Annotated in this window: 13 protein-coding genes and 1 pseudogene; 12 read left to right on the forward strand and 2 right to left on the reverse strand. The window is 35.1% G+C overall.

From position 1 onward, the window contains the following. The first annotated feature begins 20 nt into the window (after positions 1 to 20). Both BLV35_RS14135 and ctlX read left to right on the forward strand, forming a co-directional pair. Entirely contained in the window at positions 21 to 935 is a 915-nt protein-coding gene (locus BLV35_RS14135; RefSeq protein WP_091091629.1) for a dimethylarginine dimethylaminohydrolase family protein, read from the forward strand. Between the two features lie 108 nt (positions 936 to 1,043). After that, positions 1,044 to 1,979: a citrulline utilization hydrolase CtlX gene (ctlX, locus tag BLV35_RS14140; RefSeq protein WP_091091813.1), complete on the forward strand. Its 936-nt coding sequence runs from the start codon at positions 1,044 to 1,046 to the stop codon at positions 1,977 to 1,979. 60 nt (positions 1,980 to 2,039) lie between these two features. Here ctlX and BLV35_RS14145 read toward each other — a convergent pair whose 3' ends face one another. Further along, positions 2,040 to 2,669, reverse strand: coding sequence for a MarC family NAAT transporter (locus BLV35_RS14145; protein WP_091091632.1), 630 nt, complete (start codon positions 2,667 to 2,669; stop codon positions 2,040 to 2,042). Between the two features lie 174 nt (positions 2,670 to 2,843). Here BLV35_RS14145 and BLV35_RS14150 point away from each other — a divergent pair, with 174 nt between their 5' ends. After that, complete coding sequence (locus tag BLV35_RS14150) at positions 2,844 to 3,209, forward strand: CoA-binding protein (protein ID WP_091091637.1); 366 nt, start codon at positions 2,844 to 2,846, stop codon at positions 3,207 to 3,209. A gap of 126 nt (positions 3,210 to 3,335) precedes the next feature. Here the strand turns inward: BLV35_RS14150 and BLV35_RS14155 are convergent, their stop codons facing one another. Further along, on the reverse strand, positions 3,336 to 4,844 hold the full coding sequence (locus BLV35_RS14155) for a sodium:solute symporter (protein WP_091091639.1): 1,509 nt from the start codon (positions 4,842 to 4,844) through the stop codon (positions 3,336 to 3,338). Positions 4,845 to 4,987: 143 nt separating this feature from the next. Between BLV35_RS14155 and recR the strand changes: the two genes are divergently transcribed. The 9 genes and pseudogenes from recR (at position 4,988) to BLV35_RS14200 (ending at position 17,301) form a co-directional block, all read left to right on the forward strand. Then, on the forward strand, positions 4,988 to 5,608 hold the full coding sequence (recR, locus tag BLV35_RS14160; RefSeq protein ID WP_091091643.1) for a recombination mediator RecR: 621 nt from the start codon (positions 4,988 to 4,990) through the stop codon (positions 5,606 to 5,608). Positions 5,609 to 5,678: 70 nt separating this feature from the next. Beyond that, complete coding sequence (locus BLV35_RS14165) at positions 5,679 to 6,470, forward strand: polysaccharide biosynthesis/export family protein (protein ID WP_091091647.1); 792 nt, start codon at positions 5,679 to 5,681, stop codon at positions 6,468 to 6,470. 15 nt (positions 6,471 to 6,485) lie between these two features. Next, positions 6,486 to 8,954, forward strand: coding sequence for a polysaccharide biosynthesis tyrosine autokinase (locus BLV35_RS14170; RefSeq protein WP_091091650.1), 2,469 nt, complete (start codon positions 6,486 to 6,488; stop codon positions 8,952 to 8,954). Positions 8,955 to 8,979: 25 nt separating this feature from the next. Further along, the gene (locus BLV35_RS14175) at positions 8,980 to 9,963 is read left to right on the forward strand and encodes an SDR family oxidoreductase (protein WP_091091654.1); all 984 of its coding nucleotides are present in this window, start codon (positions 8,980 to 8,982) and stop codon (positions 9,961 to 9,963) included. A gap of 432 nt (positions 9,964 to 10,395) precedes the next feature. Continuing rightward, complete coding sequence (locus BLV35_RS14180; protein ID WP_091091658.1) at positions 10,396 to 11,787, forward strand: UDP-glucose 6-dehydrogenase; 1,392 nt, start codon at positions 10,396 to 10,398, stop codon at positions 11,785 to 11,787. A gap of 573 nt (positions 11,788 to 12,360) precedes the next feature. After that, on the forward strand, positions 12,361 to 12,828 hold the full coding sequence (locus BLV35_RS14185) for a UpxY family transcription antiterminator (RefSeq protein WP_091091661.1): 468 nt from the start codon (positions 12,361 to 12,363) through the stop codon (positions 12,826 to 12,828). Positions 12,829 to 12,872: 44 nt separating this feature from the next. Next, entirely contained in the window at positions 12,873 to 14,156 is a 1,284-nt protein-coding gene (locus BLV35_RS14190) for a nucleotide sugar dehydrogenase (RefSeq protein ID WP_176980627.1), read from the forward strand. A gap of 1,685 nt (positions 14,157 to 15,841) precedes the next feature. Then, a pseudogene (locus BLV35_RS19515) lies at positions 15,842 to 16,253 on the forward strand (adenylyltransferase/cytidyltransferase family protein). A gap of 43 nt (positions 16,254 to 16,296) precedes the next feature. Next, entirely contained in the window at positions 16,297 to 17,301 is a 1,005-nt protein-coding gene (locus BLV35_RS14200) for a mannose-1-phosphate guanylyltransferase (RefSeq protein WP_091091664.1), read from the forward strand. The last annotated feature ends 712 nt before the right edge of the window (positions 17,302 to 18,013 follow it).

Genomic DNA, 18,013 nt, shown 5'->3' on the forward strand with positions numbered 1-18,013 from the left:
TGTCCAAATTGAAATACTATATGTTAAATTTAAATGTAAAGAACGAGAGTTCAAGATTACGAGCAGTAGTTTTGGGAACAGCAATTAGTAATGGTCAAATGCCGTCAGTAGATGAAGCATATGATCCAAAATCATTAGAGCATATATTAGCAGGGACTTATCCGGTTGAAAAGGATATGGTGGCTGAGATGGAAGCTTTTAATAAAGTGCTTCATAAATATGATGTCACAATTTATAGACCCGAGTTAATTGCTGATTATAATCAGATATTTACAAGAGATATTGGTTTTGTAATTGATGGAGTTTTCATCAAATCAAATATATTACCGGAACGCGAGAGAGAGCTAGATGCTATTCAATATGTAATTGATCAGATGGATCCTAAAAAAGTAGTTCGTCCTCCTGAAGAGGTGCATATCGAAGGTGGGGATGTCATGCTTTGGGACGACCATATATTTATCGGTACTTATAAAGGAAGTGATTATAAAGATTATATTACTGCAAGAACAAATAAAGAGGGAGTACAATTTATAAAAGACTTGTTTCCTAATAAAATCGTTAAAGAATTTGATTTGGTGAAATCTAAAATTGAAGCCAGGGATAATGCTTTACATCTTGATTGTTGTTTCCAGCCGGTAGGCCCTAATAAGGGAATTATCTATAAGAGCGGATTTCGTGAAGAAGCGGATTATATGTATCTGGTGAACCTTTTTGGCAAAGAAAACTTATTTCATATCACTAGAGATGAGATGTACACTATGAATTCTAATGTGTTTTCTATTGACTCTAATGTTGTGGTTTCCGAAAAGAATTTTACAAGATTAAATAATTGGTTGCGATCTGAAGGTTTTACAGTGGAAGAAGTTCCTTATGCCGAGATTTCCAAACAAGAAGGACTATTACGTTGTTCTACACTACCTTTAATAAGAGACTAAAAATTTTGTTTCACGATTAAGGTCTTAATTTTGGCTGTTCGCAACTTGATTCGAGTAAGTGAACTAGCTGAGCAAATCTTAAACTTGAAACTTTTAAACAAAAAAAGCATGAAACAAACAACAAATTCTATATTGATGATTCGTCCGGTGGCGTTTAGAATGAACGAACAAACGGCAGTTAATAATTATTATCAAAAAGTATTAGACGACCTTTTACCGGCAACAGTAAATGCAAAGGCACAACAAGAATTTGACGCTTTTGTTGAAAAACTAAGAGCTGTGGGTGTTGATGTCACTGTAGTAGATGACACATTAGATCCAGATACTCCAGACAGTGTTTTTCCAAACAACTGGGTTTCTTTTCATGAAAATGGAGATGTGGCATTGTACCCTATGTTTGCGGAGAATCGCCGTCAGGAACGTCGTGAGGAAATTTTGGATATGTTAGAAGAGAAAGGATTCAAGATTGAAAATATTGTAGATTATACTTCTGCAGAGGAAGATGGTTTTTTCTTAGAAGGTACTGGAAGTTTACTTCTTGATAGAGCGAATGAAAAAGCCTATTGTGCTTTATCTCCAAGAGCTGATGAAGAATTGTTTATTGAGTTCTGTGAAGATTTTGACTATGCACCAGTATTGTTTGAAGCTTTTCAAACTGTAAATGGAGAACGAAAATTGATTTATCACACTAACGTTATGATGTGTTTGGGTGAAACTTTTGCGGTAATTTGTGCTGATTGCATCGATGATAGAAAAGAACGCAAAATGGTTTTGGATAATCTTAAAAAGGATAATAAAGAGGTGATTTTAATCACAGAAGACCAAGTTAATACTTTCGCTGGAAACATGCTGGAAGTGCGAGGTGCAGATGATAAAAGGTATTTGGTAATGAGTGCGGCTGCACATCAGAGCTTAAAGCCAAAACAAATAGAGCAATTAGAAAAACATGCTACGATTCTTAGTTCAAGTTTAGATACTATTGAAGCTTGTGGCGGTGGAAGTGCCAGATGTATGATGGCAGAAATTTTCTTACCGAAAGCATAAAAAAAAAGACCTTCAAATATTTTTGAAGGTCTTTTTTTTTGAATTATCGCGATCTTTTTTTTACATCAAATTTGTTTTGACTATTGTTATTATAGAGCTGATAATATATTGAACTCCTATAGCAATTACAATAAAACCTACAATTCTGGAAATAGCTACAATTCCGGAAGCTCCAAGTATTTTAGCCAGATAATGTGCACTTCTCAAGGTGACAAAAATAGCGATGGCTACGGCTATCATTGCTAAAACTGAAATTATAATTTCGGATGTTTGATGATGTTCACTATAAAATGCAATTAGCAGCGACATAGATCCCGGCCCAGCAAGCATGGGGATTGCTAATGGAGTTAAAGCAATATCATTTCGCTTTTGTGCATCACTTTCTACCTTTTTGCTCACACCTCTTTTTTTGTTAAATTGGCCTGAGAGCAGAGAAAACCCTGAAGTGGCTATAACAATTCCTCCTGCTATACGTAGAGCTTCCATACTAATTCCGAAAAAGGATAAAACATACTCCCCTAAAAAAAAGGAGATAATCATAATCACAAAAACATTGATTGCCGTCCACAGTGAAATACGGGAGCGTTCTTTTTTGTCATCATCCTGTGTGAGTCCAACAAAAATGGGAACTGTACCAATAGGGTTGATAACTGAAAAAAGGGCAGCAAACAAATAAATAAAAAGTTCCATGTTTTTTCGCGAAATTAGTTGTTGTATTGCCTGTTAAAGCATCTTTAGGATTAAGAAAAGGTTATAATATGAAGAATAGAATTGTAATATAATACAATTAGAAATCGAAAGATATTAATTTTAATTAAAACGGACTATAGTATTTTAGTACTTTTACCAAAAAATAATAAAATAATGAAAAATAAAAAAACTTTAGTTCTTGGTGCATCAGCAAAACCAGAGAAATATGCATACAAAGCGATTACTATGCTTGTTGAGAAAGGGCATTCTGTTCTTGCTATTGGTCAAAATGCGGGAGAAGTGGCTGGAATAAAAATTCAGACTAAAGCGATTCCTTTAAAAAACATCGATACCATTACCTTATATTTAAACCCAGCGCGTCAAAAAGATTATTATAATTATATCGTAGAAACTAAACCAAAACGTGTGCTTTTTAATCCAGGGACTGAAAACCCAGAATTTTATCAGCTTTTGGAATTGAATAACATAAAATCAGAAGTTGCTTGTACATTGGTTTTATTGACTACAAATAGGTATTAAGCACCTAAATTTGTTTGTGAATTATCCTAATACTTCATGAAATTACATTATTGTGTTCATTCCGTCTCGTTTTAACAAAGAGACGGAATGCAATTACAAACACTTTCTTAAGACTCTGTATGGAAATTAAAAACGAGTTTCTTCTAAAGCTGGTTTGCTAATCAATAGCAATCCTATGAAAGTGATTAGTCCGTTTATGATAATCAGTTCGTTATCGAATACATATCCAAAAAATAATACTTTTGAATTTTCGCTAAGTAAAAAAGTTAGGGCAGGAGATAATAAACAGATAAACGGTACAAATTGATCCTTAACTGTTTTTGTTTTCATAAATAAACCGAAACTGTACAATCCTAGTAATGGGCCGTAGGTATAAGAAGCAATTCTGAAAATCATCCCCACTACAGAGCTGTCGTTTACAGAATTGAAAAACACAATCACTAAAAACATTAGAAAGCAAAAGGCAAGATGAGTGAAATGCCTTGCTCTTACAGCAGTGGGCTTGTTCCTGTTTTCAGTTTTATCCATTCCAAGGAAATCGACACAAAAGGAAGTGGTTAGGGCAGTTAAGGCTGAGTCTGTTGTTGCAAATGTCGCCGCCGTTAATCCGAGTAAGAATATAACTGACGGAATCAAAGTTAAGTGATGAAAGGCAATTTCAGGAAAAAGCAAATCGGTTCGTGGTTTTCCGGTAACCAAATCCGTTGGGACTTCAATTCCGTTTTTTGCTGCATAAATATAAAGTAAGGCACCTACACTTAAGAAGAATATATTGATCAGTACAAATATTCCGGTGAAAGTAAACATGTTTTTTTGGGCTTCGCCAATGGTTGCGCAACTTAAATTTTTCTGCATTAGATCCTGATCTAATCCTACCATAGCGATCGTTACAAAAATTCCGCCCAGGATTTGTTTTACAAAGTGAAATTTACTGCCTAGAAAATCTTCGAAGAAAAATACTTTAGAATAATTACTATTTTTAACTTCTTCAAAAGCTTCGATAACATTAAGGTTTAAGCTTTGGCAAATAAAATAAATAGTCATAAAAACAGAGGTGACTAAGAAAAACGTTTGCAGGGTATCAGTGATGATAATAGTTTTTAAACCGCCTCGATAGGTATATGCAAATATTAGAGCTAATGAAATCAGTACAGTAACTGCGAATGGGATTCCATAAAAATCAAATACAAATCGTTGCAATACAATGACAACAAGATACAATCTAAATGCAGATCCAATGGTGCGGCTTATTAAGAATATTGTAGCGGCAGTTTTATAAGAATAGGTTCCGAGACGACGTTCTATATATCCATAAATAGAAGTCAAGTTCATTCGGTAGTATAATGGTAATAGTACTTTAGCAATGAATATAAAACCTATTGCGTTTCCAAGAACAAACTGAAAATACTTGAATTGTTCTCCGCTTGGAGCTCCCACTTCTCCAGGAACGGAAATAAAAGTCACTCCGGAAAGCGCTGTTCCTATCATCCCGAAAGCGACCAAATACCATTTAGAGTTTTTATTTGCTTTAAAGAAAGCATCATTTCCGCTGTCTTTTTTACTAGTGAAATGTGAAATAGCAAATAATATTCCGAAATAGATAACGATAAGGGATAGAATGGCGAAGGGTGTCATTTTTTGTATTTTGAAAAGCCAAAATACAAATTTTTAGTTAATCCCTTAATCGATACTTCCTTTATTTATTCGAGCATGAATTTAAAGAAGGGATTAGCTAAATAACCATTTAAACAATTAAACAAATTGCTACATTTGCAGTTATGGAATTTTCTTCAAAATTAATAGAAAAAGCAGTTAACGAAATATCTCAATTACCGGGTATAGGAAAGAGAACTGCCTTGCGTTTGGTGTTGCATTTATTGAAACAACCCAAAGAGCAAACTGGTTTTTTGGCTCAAGCATTGGTAAACATGCGAGAAGATATTAAGTATTGTACAAATTGTCACAATATTTCAGACAGTGCTATTTGTGAGATCTGCGCTAATAAAAATCGGAATCATCAAATTGTTTGTGTTGTGGAAGATATTCGTGATGTCATGGCAATCGAGAATACGGGACAATTTAGAGGAATTTATCACGTTTTAGGGGGTAAAATATCTCCTATTGATGGAGTGGGGCCTAGTCAGTTAAGAATTACAACATTGGTGGAAAAGGTAAAGGCAGGCAGTGTAAATGAAGTTATTTTTGCTTTAAGCTCAACAATGGAAGGCGATACTACTAATTTTTACATCTATAAGCAGATTGCAGATGCTGCTATTGTGATTTCTACCATCGCACGCGGAATTGCCGTAGGAGATGAATTAGAATATGCAGATGAAGTTACTTTAGGAAGAAGCATATTGCAGCGCGTACCTTTTGAAAAGTCATTCAAAAATAATTAATTGTCTTAATAAATAACTAAACTTTTGATATAGTAAATGAAAAGCTATATTTGTTATATAAAACATAAAAATGAACAAACATATATTCTATTTATTACTAGGTATTAGTGTGTTATTTACTTCATGTATTCCAACTCAGGATTTAATTTACTTGCAAAAAAAGGATAATTCTGAAACAGAAATAGGAATTTCTGCTATTGTCGCAAAACCATATCGATTGCAAACTAACGATGTGTTGAGTATCAGTATCAAGGCGATTGATCCAAAATTAGTTGCTATTTTTAGTACCACAAACGAAGGAGTCGCTGGAAAATCAGAATCGGGATTGTATTTCGACGGTTTTACGGTTGATGATCATGGGAATATTAGAATGCCTGTTTTAGGAGAACTTAATGTAATTGGTTTTACTTTGGATGAAATAAGAGTTAAAATTGAAAAGCAGTTGTTATCTGAATATTTTAAAAAGGAAGCTAATATTTTTGTTATTGTAAAATTAGCAGGCTTCAAGTATACTATTAATGGGGAAATAGGAAGTACGGGAACCAAGACTTTATTTCAAGAAAACGTGAATATTATGGAGGCTATCGCAAACGCGGGAGACATTACTATAACAGGGAATAGGAAAGCGGTTACAATTATTAGAAATTCGCCAACAGGTGTACAAATGCATGATCTCGATCTTACAGATATCAATGTAATGAATTCGCCTTATTTTTATTTACAGCCTAATGATTATATTTATGTCAAACCACTCAAACAAAAAACTTGGGGAACTGGAAAAACGGGAATAGAATCGATGGGAACAATTATTACTTTGCTTTCATTGGCCACAACGACCTTTTTCTTGCTATTTAAAAATTAAAACAGAGATCAAAAAATGTTAGATATAAAAGATTTTTCGATTTTTGAAGACCAGGTTAGTTTTGACTTTAAAGGGTTTTTAATAAAAATTGGAAGTTACTGGAAATGGTTCTTATTAAGCTTAATTATCACCTTTACCATAGCGTATCAGGTGAATATTCGTAAAAGCAAAGTGTATAGTATGGAGACGCTTATTTCTGTAAAGGAAGAAAGTAATCCGTTGTTTACTTCTAATACCAGTCTTGTTTTTAATTGGGGTGGTACTTCGGATCAGGTTCAAACTATTTCGACAACAATACAGTCCAGGTCACATAACGAATTGGTAGTAGACAAGCTTCAATACTACATTAATTATTTAGTTCAGGGTAAATATGCGCTTGAGGATGCCTATGGTGCAGTTCCTTTTTATGTAGAGATTGATAAATCAAAAGGACAGCTATCAGGAAGTCTCATAGGAATTACGTTTGTAAGTGAAAATGTTTATGAAATTCGAATCCCATTTGCAAGTCAAAATGTTTCGTTAATTACTTATTCAGATAATTCATATAGTAACACGGCTGTTGCTACAGTGGATTTTGTTAAGAGATACAAGGTTGGTGAACGGGTTTCTTTGCCTTTTTTGAATTGGAAACTGCAAATAAATGATAACCCAGGATTTTATAAAGGCAATGAGTATTTTGTTTCGTTTAGCGATTTTAATGGAACAGTTGCGGGGTATAAAGGAATAAATGTTCGTTCAGATGACAAAGGAGGTTCTATAATTACACTTGGAATGCAAGGGGGAAATAAGGCAAGGATGGTTAAATACCTGAATTCGACCGTAGAAATGCTTATCAAAAGACAATTGGACAGCAAGAACCAATTTGCTACAAACACAATCGCTTTTATTGATAGTACATTAATTGCGATGGAATCTCAGTTGAAAGAAACGGGAAATGAACTAAAATCATTTAGAAAAGGCAAGAATATCTACGATATTGAAGAAGGAGGGGCTAAGTTTTCTGATAAGATGCTTGAATTTGATGTGAAGAAAGATGAAGTAAACCGTAAAATCACGTATTATAACACCTTAAAGTCGTATCTAAAAAATAGTGTGGACTACTCAAAACTCCCGGCGCCATCAGTAGCGGGTATTGACGATCCAAATGTGGTGACTAATGTTTCCAAATTGATTTCGCTTTCAGGTCAAAGATCAGAAATGGCTTATGCTGTAAAAAGCGATAAGATATTTAAAGATTTTGACAATCAGATGGCGGCTATTAAAAATGTATTGTTAGAAAATATTGCGTCTGCAAAATCGTCTTTGCAATATGATTTGGCATTGGTCAATAATAAAATTAGTCAAACAGAAAGTACAATAAAGACGCTTCCGGATGACCAGCAGGAACTAATTAAAATAAAAAGGAAGTATGATTTAAGTGATAATATTTATAGTACTTTTCTTCAAAAAAGAAGTGAAGCGGATATTGTAAAAGCGGCAAATTTGTCTGACATTCATTTTATCGACCCAGCAAAAGATGTAGGTGGGGGGCAAATAGGTCCAAGGACATCCGCTAACTATGTGTTAGCACTGTTTCTGGGGATACTGTTTCCGTTGTTGTTTGTGTTTTTTATTTTCTTCATTAATAATTCGATTCAAAATACAGATGATATTGGAAAACTGACAAAAATTCCTTTAATCGGAGTGGTAGGTCTAAACAAAGAAATTTCTGATTTGGCGGTTTATGACAGACCTAAATCAGCATTGTCAGAATCCTTTAGGGCGATACGTTCTTCACTTCAGTATTTGTATAAAAAACAAAATGTGGATGGTGCGAAAACATTGATGATTACATCCTCTGTCAGTGGGGAAGGAAAAACATTCTGTTCTATAAATATCGCTACCGTTTTTGCGTTAAGCGGAAAAAAAACTGTGATTATTGGATTAGATTTAAGAAAGCCCAAATTATTTGATGAGTTCAATTTATCAAATGAAGTTGGAATTGTTAACTATTTAATTAAGCAAAAAAGTGTTGATGAGATTATCAACCATACTCAGATTCCTTATCTTGATGTAATTCTTTCAGGCCCTATTCCTCCAAATCCGTCAGAAATGATTATGAGTGATGGAATGGGAGAATTGATTGAAGAATTAAAGAAAACCTACGATTATATCATTTTAGATACACCACCAGTTGGACTAGTTTCCGATGCTCTGGAATTATCCCAATACTCTGATGTCACCTTATATATTGTGAGACAGAATTTTTCCAAAAAGGAAATGATTACGTTGTTGAATAATAGAGTGAAACGAGGAGAACTTGACAATGCCAGTATTATTTTTAATGGTTTTGAAAATAAGGCTAAATATGGTGCAGGTTATGGCTATGGTTACGGCTATGGTTATGGATACGGTCCGTATTCAAACGGATACACGGATGAAGGTAAACCACGGAATTTCTTTGATGCAATCAGTAGAAAATTGGGGTTAAAACGAAAAAAATAATGGTAGCATTTTTAAATTAATATAAATGAAAGAGGGAGTGAAAAGCAGAATATTAATTACGGGCGGAGCTGGATTTATTGGCTCTAATCTGTGTGAGTATTTTTTATCCAAAGGGCAGGAAGTAACATGCTTGGATAATTTTGCTACGGGACACCGACATAATTTAAAAGACTTTATCGATAATCCAAACTTTCGGTTAATTGAAGGTGACATACGAAATGCTATTGATTGTCAGAATGCGGTGAAAGGGATAGATTATGTCTTGCATCAGGCAGCGCTAGGTTCCGTACCGCGATCTATTAATGACCCGGTTACTACTAATGACGTAAATGTGTCCGGTTTTTTGAATATGTTGGTAGCGTCTACGGATGCTAAAGTGAAGCGATTTATGTATGCGGCCAGCTCTTCTACTTATGGAGATTCGGCTGGATTGCCTAAAGTAGAGGATGTGATAGGAAAACCGCTCTCTCCTTATGCAATAACTAAATATGTAAACGAACTGTATGCTGATATTTTTAGCAAAACCTATGGTTTGGAAACAATAGGACTACGTTATTTTAATGTTTTTGGTCGGAAACAGGATCCTAATGGAGCCTATGCTGCGGTAATTCCGAAGTTTGTAATGCAATTGATGAATCATGAAACGATTACCATCAATGGCGACGGAAATTATTCACGCGATTTCACTTATATTGATAATGTCATTCAAATGAATGAATTGGCAATGACTACAGACAATCCGGCTGCGGTAAATACGGTGTATAACACGGCTTTTGGAGATAGAAATACATTAAATGATTTGGTGAATTATTTGAAAGAATATTTAGCAAAATATGATCCAGCTATAGCTGATGTAGAGGTAAGCTATGGACCCAATAGAGCGGGGGATATACCGCATTCTTTGGCTAGTATCGCTAAAGCAAAAGAATTGTTAGGCTATAATCCACAATACTCGTTACAGCAAGGACTAAAAGAGGCGATTGATTGGTATTGGAATAATTTGAAGTAGGCGGTTAGTGGTTGTCGATTGTCATAGGATTTGTTTTATGAGTAGTGGATTGTAACTTTTAGGTTTGTAGTGATTAGCAGGGACAATATTTGAATAAAATAATTATGTTTTTACTTTTTTTCTTGATAAAAAAAGTAACAAAAAATTATTCACGCTTTAATATTGTTTTTTTGTATTCATGAATCTTCGATTTCACTACCTGAAAACTCATAACTTAAAAACTACCTCAAAACTATGTTCCGCAGCCCGAGCCGTTCGCCTTTCAGACTCAACTCGCGGACTGCTGCCACTCCGTTTTGTTGTCGTTTTTTGACGTTATTAATTTAAGGGTGGGTTTCGGTTTTGAGTAGTTAGAATTGAGCTGTTTTTGATAGCGATTCACTACTAGTATTTTACGAAAATAAAATATGATAAAGAATTAAAATTAAAGAAATGAAAATTACAAAAATTTGTTGCATTGGAGCCGGATATGTAGGAGGACCTACAATGGCAGTTATAGCACAGAAATGTCCACAGATACAAGTTACAGTTGTTGACTTGAATGAAGAACGAATTGCGGCTTGGAATGACGAGAATTTAGATAATATCCCGATTTACGAACCGGGATTGGATAAAATTGTTGGAGAAGCTCGGGGAAGAAACTTATTCTTTTCTACGGATGTTGAAAAAGCAATCGACGAGGCACAGGTTATTTTTATCTCGGTGAATACTCCTACCAAAACCTTTGGAAAGGGGAAAGGTATGGCAGCCGATTTAAAATATATTGAATTGTGTGCTAGACAAATTGCTAAAATAGCCAAGGATGATAAAATAGTCGTAGAGAAATCAACACTACCCGTTCGAACGGCAGAAGCCATCAAAAGTATTTTGGACAATACCGGTAATGGGGTGCAATTTCAGATTTTATCTAATCCAGAGTTTCTGGCGGAGGGAACAGCGGTTCAGGATTTGTTGAATCCAGATCGTATATTAATAGGAGGAGATTCAACGGAAGAAGGTGCAAAAGCGATACAATCTCTTGTTGACGTTTATTCTAACTGGGTGTCAATCGATAAAATTCTGACTACCAATGTTTGGTCATCAGAGTTGTCTAAGTTGACCGCTAATGCATTTTTGGCACAAAGAATTTCATCAATCAATGCCATGTCTGAGCTTTGTGAGAAGACGGGTGCTGATGTGAATGAAGTGGCAAAAGCCATAGGAATGGACAGCCGAATAGGAGCAAAATTCCTGAAAGCATCGGTTGGTTTTGGAGGTTCTTGTTTCCAGAAAGACATTCTGAATTTGGTTTACATTGCAAAATCCTATGGGTTGAACGAAGTTGCTGATTATTGGGAGCAAGTCATCATAATGAACGATCATCAAAAAAGACGTTTTTCTAGTAAGATCGTACAAACACTTTACAATACCGTTTCCGATAAAAAAATCACATTCTTAGGATGGGCTTTCAAAAAAGACACGAATGATACTAGGGAGTCTGCTGCGATTTATGTGGCAGATGATCTGATTAATGAAAACGCAAAAATTGCCGTTTTCGATCCTAAGGTTTCCAGAAAGAAAATCTTAGCTGATTTGGATTATTTGGAATCTAGAAATGCAGAGAATAATGCAAATGCAATTCTATCATTTGAAGATCCTTATGAAGCTTGCAAAAATGCACATGCTATTGCAGTACTTACTGAATGGGACGAATTTGCTCAGTACGATTGGCAACGAATTTATGACTCCATGCAAAAGCCTGCTTTTGTTTTCGATGGAAGAAATATATTGAATCGTCCAGCTCTGGAGAAAATAGGATTTGTGTATCAGGGTATAGGGTCGTAAGTCCTCAGCCCGGCCCTCTCCAAAGGAGAGGGAGACTAAGCGAAGTTTGTTTATTAAATAAATTGGTACAAGTTAGATGGCTAATAAAATTTGTTTTCGGCTGCGATTCTCGATACATTTTTATAAAAATGCTTTCGCTATTTTATAAAAAAATTCCTGATAGCTATCCGGATCAGATAGTGAAATAGAAGATTAACTAATACCAAAAAAATAATTTTACAAACATGAATATTTGATTGTTATGCCAAGGTGTTTTGCTTCTTATTGCTACGCATTGCGTTATTTTTTTTTTTGATCATGACAAATCATAGATTTAGTGAATACTGCTTAAAATAAAAGTAATTGAGCTAAAAAAGGGAAAGCGTACCATTATAATAAAAATGCAATCAGTACTGAAAGTTGTTTAAATATTAATTTGCTACTTTGCGATTAAAACGGTCATGGGGTAAGTCGAGTAGCTCTAATAATACATGAATTTGTGTAATTCGAGACTAAAAACAAGTAGGGAACAACAAATAGATATTTATATAAAATAAAGGAATAGCACCAAGATGTTATTTCAAAACAAAGCAAATGAAGAACTGGTACGTAGTATATACAAAACCTAAATGGGAGAAGAAAGTAGCGGAGCAATTGACAAAAATAGGAATAGAATGCTATTGCCCTCTGATTACTCAGGTGCGACAATGGTCAGATAGAAAGAAGAAGGTTATAGTGCCACTTTTTAATTCCTATATTTTTGTGCAATTAGCAGACTCTGATCGTAATTTAGTGTTTCAGTCAGCAGGTGCAGTTCGGTATTTATTTTGGTTGGGAAAGCCTGCTATTGTTCGTGATGAAGAGATTGGTACCATTAAAAAATGGTTGGAAACTCCAGATGCTTATGATTTTTCGATAGATTCCATACAAGTGGGCGATAAAATCACTTTAGAGTCTGGTCCGTTCTCTGCTCAAGAGGCCGTTGTTAGGGAAGTAAATAAAACGCATTATGTTCTTGTTTTAGAAAGCTTAGGTTGTGTTTTGAAAATGAAGCATGTATAATAAGATTATTGAAATAGGATTAGATTATAAATAACAGAAAAAGAATGAGCTCTAGCATAAAAATAGCAATTATCGGATTAGGTTATGTAGGTTTGCCTTTGGCGCGTTTATTTGCAACGAAGTATCCTGTTGTCGGATTTGATATAAATCAAAGTAGAATTGACGGGTTACGTTCAGGTACAGATAGTACTTTAGAGGTGTCTGAAGCTGTATTGAAGCAAGTTTTAGTTGCCAATCCTACGGATCTAAATGGGTTGTTCTGCTCTACAGACTTAGATGATATCAAGAATTGCAATTATTACATTGTCACCGTTCCTACTCCAGTCGATAAAAATAACCGTCCTGATTTAACTCCTTTGTATAAATCATCTGAAACAGTAGGGAAGGTCTTGAAAAAAGGTGATGTTGTCATTTATGAGTCTACAGTGTATCCGGGTGTGACCGAAGAGGAGTGTGTGCCGGTATTGGAAAGAGTTTCAGGACTACGATTTAATATTGATTTTTTTGTGGGTTATTCTCCGGAGCGAATCAATCCCGGTGATAAAGAACATACCGTAGATAAAATTTTGAAAGTGACCGCTGGCTCCACAGCTGAAACAGGTCAAAAGGTGGATCAGTTATACCGATCTGTAATTACTGCCGGAACACATTTAGCACCCTCCATTAAAGTAGCCGAAGCAGCCAAAGTAATTGAAAATTCGCAGCGTGATATCAATATTGCATTTGTCAATGAATTGGCTAAAATCTTCAATATATTAAATATTGATACCCATGCGGTTTTAGAAGCAGCAGGAACCAAATGGAATTTTTTGCCTTTTAAACCAGGATTGGTTGGAGGACATTGCATCGGAGTTGATCCTTATTATTTGGCTCAAAAAGCGCAGGAAATGGGGTATCATCCTGAAATCATTTTGGCAGGAAGACGATTGAATGATAGTATGGGGGAGTATGTAGCGGCGCAAATCGTGAAACTAATGATTAAGAAAGGGATTTCGGTTAATGGCGCTACGCTTTTAATGTTAGGAATTACTTTTAAAGAAAACTGTCCTGATGTGCGTAATACAAAAATTGTAGATGTAATTGCTGCTTTGACGGACTACGGAATTACTGTTACGATATATGATCCTTTGGCTAATCCGGCGGAGGTAAATCACGAGTATAAATTAAAAACTACTGCGGTAGTACCAAATCAAAAATTTGATGCCGTAGTTCTTGGTGTTGCGCATACCGAATTTCTGGACTTGGATTTTTCACATTTACAAAACACAAAAAGCGTCTTGTATGATGTGAAAGGTGTTTTAGGAGATGTTGTGGATGGAAGGTTGTAGAAATTCCTCACCCCGGCCCTCTCCGAAGGAGAGGGAGACTGTGTGTGAAGTATTTCTTTGTAAAAAGCATAAAATTAAAATAGGGTGACTTGTAAATTACAAGGTATTATTTTAGTCCCACTAGCTATCGGGACTTTCCCCAAGGAGAGGGAGGCTGTGTGTGAAGTATTTCTTTGTAAAAAGCATAAAATTAAAATAGGGTGACTTGTAAATTACAAGGTATTATTTTAGTCCCACTAGCTATCGGGACTTTTCCGAAGGAGAGGGAGGCTGTGTGTGAAGTATTTCTTTGTAAAAAGCATAAAATTAAAATAGGATGACTTGTAAATTACAAGGTATTATTTCAGTCCCACTAGCTATCGGGACTTTCCCCAAGGAGAGGGAGACTGTGTGTAAAGCATTTCTTTGTAAAAAGCATAAAATTAAAATAGGATGACTTGTAAATTACAAGGTATTATTTCAGTCCCACTAGCTATAGGGACTTTTCCGAAGGAGAGGGAGGCTGTGTGTGAAGTATTTCTTTGTAAAAAGAATGAAATTAAAATAGGAAGACTTTAAATTATAGGGTAATATTTCAGCCCCACTAGCTATAGGGACTTTCCCCAAGGAGAGGAAGACTGCGTGTAAAGCATTTCTTGGTAAAGGGATAAATATAAAATAGGATGACTTTAAATTACAAGGTAATATTTTAGTCCCACTAGCTATCGGGACTTTTCCCAAGGAGAGGGAGGCTGTGTGTGAAGTATTTCTTTGTAAAAAGCATAAAATTAAAATAGGATGACTTGTAAATTACAAGGTAATATTTTAGTCCCACTAGCTATCGGGACTTTTCCCAAGGAGAGAGAGGCTGTGTGTGAAGTATTTCTTTGTAAAAAGCATAAAATTAAAATAGGATGACTTGTAAATTACAAGGTATTATTTCAGTCCCACTAGCTATCGGGATTTTCCCCAAGGAGAGGGAGGCTGTGTGTGAAGTATTTCTTTGTAAAAAGAATGAAATTAAAATAGGATGACTTTAAATTACAGGGTAATATTTCAGCCCCACTAGCTATAGGGACTTTCCCCAAGGAGAGGAAGACTGCGTGTAAAGCATTTCTTGGTAAAGGGATAAATATAAAATAGGATGACTTTAAATTATAAGGTAATATTTTAGTCCCACTAGCTATCGGGACTTTTCCCAAGGAGAGGGAGACTGTGTGTAAAGCATTTCTTTGTAAAAAGCATAAAATTAAAATAGGATGACTTGTAAATTACAAGGTATTATTCCAGTCCCACTAGCTATCGGGACTTTTCCCAAGGAGAGGGAGGCTGTGTGTGAAGTATTTCTTTGTAAAAAGCATAAAATTAAAATAGGATGACTTGTAAATTACAAGGTATTATTTCAGTCCCACTAGCTATCGGGACTTTTCCCAAGGAGAGGGAGGCTGTGTGTAAAGCATTTCTTTGTAAAAAGAATAAAATTAAAATAGGATGACTTTAAATTATAAGGTAATATTTTAGTCCCACTAGCTATCGGGACTTTTCCCAAGGAGAGGGAGGCTGTGTGTGAAGTATTTCTTTGTAAAGGGATAAATATAAAAATGGGGCTTTTTAAATTACTAAGTATTAACCCAGAATGCTTTCGGGCTAAAATTTAAGTTCGTTTGGTGCTCGATATAATTGGTTAATATAAAATAGACAAACAAGTGAAAGTAGGAATAACCTTTAGTGAGTTCTATTTGCTTCATGCGGGTCCTATTATAATGTTAGAAGAAGCCAAAAGGCAATGTGATTATTTAGTATCTACTGTGTAAACAGATTGGACAATTGATCGTCCAAAAAAGGACAGGCCTACACAATCTGCCGTTGGTCGTTATATGCAGTTAAAGGGATGTAGATAGGTAGATGAAATTGTTCCTTATGCAACTTAACAAGATTTAGAGGGCATTTTGCGCTCTTTTAAAATAGATGTACGTATTATAGGTAAAATATATAGAGGCTGATTGTACTGGTCGCGGTCATTGTGAGGAGAAAGGAACTATACTTTATTTCAATGTGCGGGACCATCGTTTTTTAGGTAGTAGTCTCCGTAAAGAAGGAGCTGAGAAAGAATTGTAGAATAATAATAATATAGATGTTTAAATCCCCTAAAAATTACTTTATGGAAAACAATTCAATTACACATGTCATTCTTACCGGTGGGGTAGGAAGTAGATTATGGCCTTTATCACGTAAAAGTAGACCTAAACAGTATCTTGATATTTTTGACGGAAAATCATTATTTGAAATGACCGTGGATCGTAATAAAGATATTGCAACTAAAATAATGGTTGTAGGGAATATTGATAATTGTCACTTAAGTAAGGCTATTTTGGCTAAAACTGCTACAGATTATGTTGACATCATCGAGTCTACACCCAGGAATACGGCAGCAGCTATAGCCTTTGCAGCCTTTGCCTCTGATGATGATGCAATTTTAATTGTTACTCCTTCTGATCATATTATTGGCAATATGGAAAGCTATGAGCGAGCCATGGGAGAAGCGATTGATAAGGCTTCTAAGGGTTGTATAGTGACTTTTGGAATCATTCCTACAAAACCAGAAATCGGGTATGGGTACATAGAGAGAAATGGGGATGATGTTGTTTCTTTTCGAGAAAAACCAAATCAAGTAACCGCTGCCGACTTTATTGCAAAAGGGAATTTTTTATGGAATAGTGGTATGTTTTGTTTTAAAGCATCCGTATTTTTAGAAGAATTGAAATTATATGCGCCAAAAGTATATGAGAAATCCAAAATAGCGTGGGAGAAAAGTGTGGCAGGCGTAATTGATTTTGAGGCTTCGATGCAAATCCCTTCCATTAGTGTTGATTATGCTGTAATGGAAAAAAGTAAAAAAATAAAAGTTGTTTCTTCTGAGTTTATCTGGTCAGATTTGGGTTCTTTTGAATCGGTGTATGAATATTTAGTTTCTATTGGGCATCCAGTAGACAAGCATAGAAATATGGTTATTGGTACGGAAAAATACACGGCATTTATTGGTATGAAAGACACTATTTTTATTTATACTGATTCAGCACATTTAATTCTCCAAAAGGAATTTTCTCAGGATGTAAAGAGTCTGTATGGAACTTTAGAAAGAGAAAATCCAGGGTTGTTAGAATAAGAAATAATTTGTTTTGCCCTCTAGCAGAGTCAAAGCTAAAGGGGAAATAACGTTGAATATTTTAAAAATAATATGTTTTTCCCCTACCCTAAAGGGAGCCAAATGATTTCTAAAAGGGAACATCTCGGTGTATTTGAAGTTTTTCATTTCACCCTTTAGGGAGGGGGAAAAATGAAAAACGGTGTTGTTGCCCTATTTCTAACTGTATGAAATATTTTAAAAATAATTCGTTTTGCCCCGACCCTAAAGGGAGCCAAATTATTTTTAAACGAGAACATCTTGTTGATTGGAAAGTTTTTCATTTCACCCTTTAGGGCGGGGGAAAAATGAAAAACGGTGTGTGGAGAGAATACGACTAAAGAGAATTTAGAAATCATTTGTTTTTCCCCGACCCTAAAGGGAGCCAAATTATTTTTAAACGAGAACATCTCGGTGTATTTGAAGTTTTTCATTTCAGCTGTCATTGCGAAGAATGAAGCAATCTGGCGGGGAAAAAATGAAAAACGGTGTGTGGAGAGAATACGACTAAAGAGAATTTAGAAATCATTTGTTTTTCCCCTACCCTAAAGGGAGCCAAATGATTTTTAAACGATAACCTTTCGGTGTATTTAAAGTTTTTCATTTCATCTGTCATTGCGAAGAATGAAGCAATCTGGCGGGGAAAAAATGAAAAACGACGTGTGGAGAGGATACGACTAAAGTGAATTTAAAA

Source organism: Flavobacterium gillisiae, assembly GCF_900107635.1.
Taxonomy (GTDB): domain Bacteria; phylum Bacteroidota; class Bacteroidia; order Flavobacteriales; family Flavobacteriaceae; genus Flavobacterium; species Flavobacterium gillisiae.